Source organism: Saccharomonospora halophila 8, from assembly GCF_000383775.1.
Taxonomy (GTDB): Bacteria; Actinomycetota; Actinomycetes; order Mycobacteriales; family Pseudonocardiaceae; genus Saccharomonospora; species Saccharomonospora halophila.
The window spans coordinates 1-3,540 of sequence record NZ_KB912499.1; the positions used below are offsets into that span (position 1 = coordinate 1).

The 3,540-nt window shown below is 71.8% G+C and carries 5 protein-coding genes; all 5 read left to right on the top strand.

Annotation, left to right across the window (positions count from 1 at the left end; translation table 11 throughout):
• The first annotated feature begins 46 nt into the window (after positions 1 to 46).
• From SACHA_RS0104700 to SACHA_RS25980, 5 genes are read left to right on the top strand one after another with little or no spacing between them, the layout of a single operon-like run.
• The gene (locus tag SACHA_RS0104700; protein ID WP_019807586.1) at positions 47 to 1,582 is read left to right on the top strand and encodes a Na+/H+ antiporter subunit D; all 1,536 of its coding nucleotides are present in this window, start codon (positions 47 to 49) and stop codon (positions 1,580 to 1,582) included.
• Positions 1,579 to 2,178: a Na+/H+ antiporter subunit E gene (locus tag SACHA_RS0104705; RefSeq protein WP_019807588.1), complete on the top strand. Its 600-nt coding sequence runs from the start codon at positions 1,579 to 1,581 to the stop codon at positions 2,176 to 2,178. Before SACHA_RS0104700 ends, SACHA_RS0104705 begins: the two co-directional genes overlap by 4 nt.
• Positions 2,175 to 2,441, top strand: coding sequence for a monovalent cation/H+ antiporter complex subunit F (locus SACHA_RS0104710; protein WP_019807590.1), 267 nt, complete (start codon positions 2,175 to 2,177; stop codon positions 2,439 to 2,441). The genes SACHA_RS0104705 and SACHA_RS0104710 overlap by 4 nt, the downstream gene beginning before the upstream one ends.
• Complete coding sequence (mnhG, locus tag SACHA_RS0104715; RefSeq protein ID WP_019807592.1) at positions 2,438 to 2,779, top strand: monovalent cation/H(+) antiporter subunit G; 342 nt, start codon at positions 2,438 to 2,440, stop codon at positions 2,777 to 2,779. The genes SACHA_RS0104710 and mnhG overlap by 4 nt, the downstream gene beginning before the upstream one ends.
• Before the next feature lie 56 nt (positions 2,780 to 2,835).
• Positions 2,836 to 3,501: a (d)CMP kinase gene (locus SACHA_RS25980; protein ID WP_019807594.1), complete on the top strand. Its 666-nt coding sequence runs from the start codon at positions 2,836 to 2,838 to the stop codon at positions 3,499 to 3,501.
• Positions 3,502 to 3,540: the final 39 nt, after the last annotated feature.

Below are 3,540 nucleotides of genomic sequence, written 5' to 3' on the forward strand. Positions count from 1 at the left end.
ACGACGCCGGGGGCGCGGGCTCGCGGGCCGAGGGGGGACAGGCGCGATGACCCTCTTGGTGGCGCTGCCCGTGCTGGTGCCGCTGCTGGCGGCGGCGGTCTCGCTGCTCGTGGGGCAGGTGCCGGCGGCCCAGCGCGTGCTGACCCTGCTGGTGCTCACCTTCATCGCCGTCGTGGCCGCCGTGCTGCTGGTGCGTGCCGACGGTTCGGGACCGGTGGTGCTCCAGCTCGGGGGCTACGCGGCCCCGGTCGGCATCACCCTGATCGCGGACCGGCTGGCGGCGCTGCTGTTGCTGGTCTCCATCGTGGTGATGCTCGGCGTGCTCGTGTTCGCCATCGGACAGCGCGTCACCGACACCGGACGGGTCTCCACCACCACCGCGTTCCACCCGATGTACCTGGTGCTGTGCGCCGGGGTGTCGCTGGCGTACCTGACCGGCGACCTGTTCAACCTGTTCGTGGCGTTCGAGATGATGCTGTCCGCCTCGTACGTGCTCATGACCCGGCAGACCACGGCGAGCCGGATCCGGCCGAGCATGACCTACGTCATCGTCAGCCTCACCTCGTCGCTGCTGTTCCTGACGATGATCGCGATCGTCTACGCCGCCACCGGCACGGTGAACCTCGCCGACCTCTCGCACGCCATCGCCGGGCTGCCCTCCGGGGTGCGGACCGCGCTCGGGCTGCTGATGATGGTGGTGTTCGGCATCAAGTCGGCGGTGGTGCCGCTGCACTTCTGGCTGCCGGACAGTTACCCGACCGCGCCCGCGCCGATCACGGCGGTATTCGCGGCGCTGCTCACCAAGGTCGGCGTGTACGCGATCATCCGGACCCAGACGCTGCTGTTCTCGAACGCCGCCGACTGGAACTTCCTGCTCGCGGTGGCGTTGCTGACGATGGTGGTGGGCGCGCTCGGCGCGATCGCGCAGAACGACCTCAACCGCGTGCTGTCGTTCCTGCTGGTGTCCGGGATCGGGTTCATGCTGTTCGGGTTGGCGCTCTTCTCCGTGACCGGGCTCGTCGGTGTGATCGTCTACATCATCCACCACATCGCCGTCATGGCGGCGTTGTTCCTGGTCAGCGGATTGGTGACGCGGTACACCGGCACGGCGTCGCTGCACGACATGTGCGGGGTGGCCACCGGCTACCCGTTGATCGCGATCGTGTTCTCGGTGCCCGCGCTCAGCCTGGCGGGCATCCCGCCGTTCTCCGGGTTCGTGGCCAAGGTCACGCTGTTGCGTGCGGGTGTGGAACTGGGCACGCCGATGGCCTACGTGGTGACCGGTGGGGCGGTGATGACCAGCCTGCTCATCCTCTACGCCCTCAGCAAGGTCTGGGCCTCGGTGTTCTGGGGCCGACCGCGCGCCCCGGTGGCCGACGTCGACCCGAACGACGAGCTCACCGTCGGCACCGGAACGCGGTCCCGCGCGATGCTGACCGCAGCCGTCGGCATGGTTCTCGCCGGTCTCGCGATCACCGTCACGGCCGGGCCGGTGTCCGGTGTCGCCGAACGGGCCGCCACCGATCTCCTCGACCGCGGCCCGTACCGGCAGTCCGTGCTCGTCGGGGGAGGTTCCTCGTGATACTCCGGCTGTCGACGGTCTCCGTGCCGCTGTTCGTCTGGCTCGTGGTGGTCTGGATCCTGCTGTGGGGTTCGGCCGCCCCGGGCACGGTCGTCGCGGGGGTCGTCGTGTCGCTCGGGGTGCTGGTGCTGTTCCCCCTGCCCGCGGTGCACTTCCCGGTGCTGCGTCCGGTGCGGCTGGTCCGGCTGATCGGCTACGTGGTCGTCGACCTGGTTTCCTCCGCACTGCGCACCGCCGTCGAGGTGATCCGGTACGGCCCGCGGGTGCGGGCCGCGGTCGTCGCCGTGCCCACGCTGTCCGACCTGGACCACGTGATCGCCGCCGCCGCCGGGGCGATCTCGCTGACCCCGGACACGTTCGTGATCCAGATCGACCGGGCGGGCGGGATCCTCTACGTCTACTCGCTCGGTGTGCGCACCCGGGAGCAGGCCGACCGCGCGCACGACCAGGCGTTGGCGCTCCAGGTGCGGGTGGTCCGGGCGATCGGCACCGCCGACGAGGCGGACCGGGTCGCGGAGCGGGCGGACCGGCTGCGTCGCGGGCGTCCCGTCTCCCCCGAGAAATCCCCCGAGGCGCCCCCGGAGGAGGAGTCATGACCGTCGTCTACGTCACGACCTACGTTCTGCTGACCGTCGCCGGGCTGTGCACCCTCGGCCGGATGCTGCGCGGCCCCGGCGCGCTCGACCGGGTGCTCGCCCTCGACGTGGTGTTGGTGCTGATCGTGGCCGGGGTGGCGGTGGGGATGGCCTGGTCCGGCCTCGGGCTGAACGTGGCGGTGCTGCTCGCGGTGGCGCTGCTGAGCTTCATCGGCTCGGTCAGTGCCGTCCGCCTCGTCGAGCGCTGGGGAGGGGACCGATGATCGTGCTCGACGTGCTCACCGCGGTGAGCATGCTCTCCGGCGCGGTGTTCTGCGTGCTCGGCGGGATCGGGCTCGTGCGGTTCCCCGACGTGCCGAGCCGCCTGCAGGCCGCGACCAAGCCGCAGACGGTCGGACTGCTGCTCGTGCTGCTGGGCAGCGCGTTGCAGGTGGGACCGTCCGGGGCTGCCGGGCTGCTGCTCGCCGCCCTGTTCCAGGTGATCACCGCGCCCGTGCTGTCCCAGCTGTTCGGCGGCGTGGCCTACCACATCGGCGCCCGCGAGGAGTCCACCGTCGTGATCGACGACCTCGCCGAACGCCTGGGTACCCCGCGCGACTGACCGGCAGGCAGAATGGGGCCCGCACACGATGACCACATCAGGGGAAGGAACGGTCGGTGGCGGGAGCCCTGCGCGGGGTGGTAGCACTCGACGGCCCTTCGGGGACCGGGAAGACCACGGCCGCACGCGAACTGGCCGCGACCCTCGGGGCGGGCTATCTGGACACCGGGGCGATGTACCGCGTCGTCACGCTGGCCGTGCTGCGCGCGGGCGTCGACCCGGCGGACGCGGATGACGGCGGGCGGTCCGCCACTCCGGAACCCGCGCTGGCGGACCGGCTGCCCCTGCTCCCGGGCGAACCGGGCACGGACGACTCCACCCTGTCCGTCGACACCGGTGTCGAGCTCGGCCTCTACCCGCGGCGGTCGGCCGACATCCTGGACGGGCACGGGGTGCGCGAGGTCGTCCACCGATCCTCCACCGACGGGGAGTACGGCTACTTCCTGCTGGCGATCCCCACGCCCGGACGGGACGACGCCACCGCCGTGGTCGACCGCATGCGGGAGCTGACCCTCTCAGCGGGGTTCGCGCCCGCGTCCGGTACGCCGGGCACGCTGACCGGACCACTCGACGGTCGCCGTGTCCTGGGCACCTGGTACGCCTCCGGCGAGGTGGCGGTGAACCTGTGGGTCTCGGCGCCAGATCCCGCCGACCGCGGCGAACTCGCCCGGCGCACCCGGGACGCCCTGGCGGCGCTGCACGGGGTGCTGGCACCGACGTGATCCCGGGCCGGAGCCCGCTATCCGCGGTCGCCGCGCGCC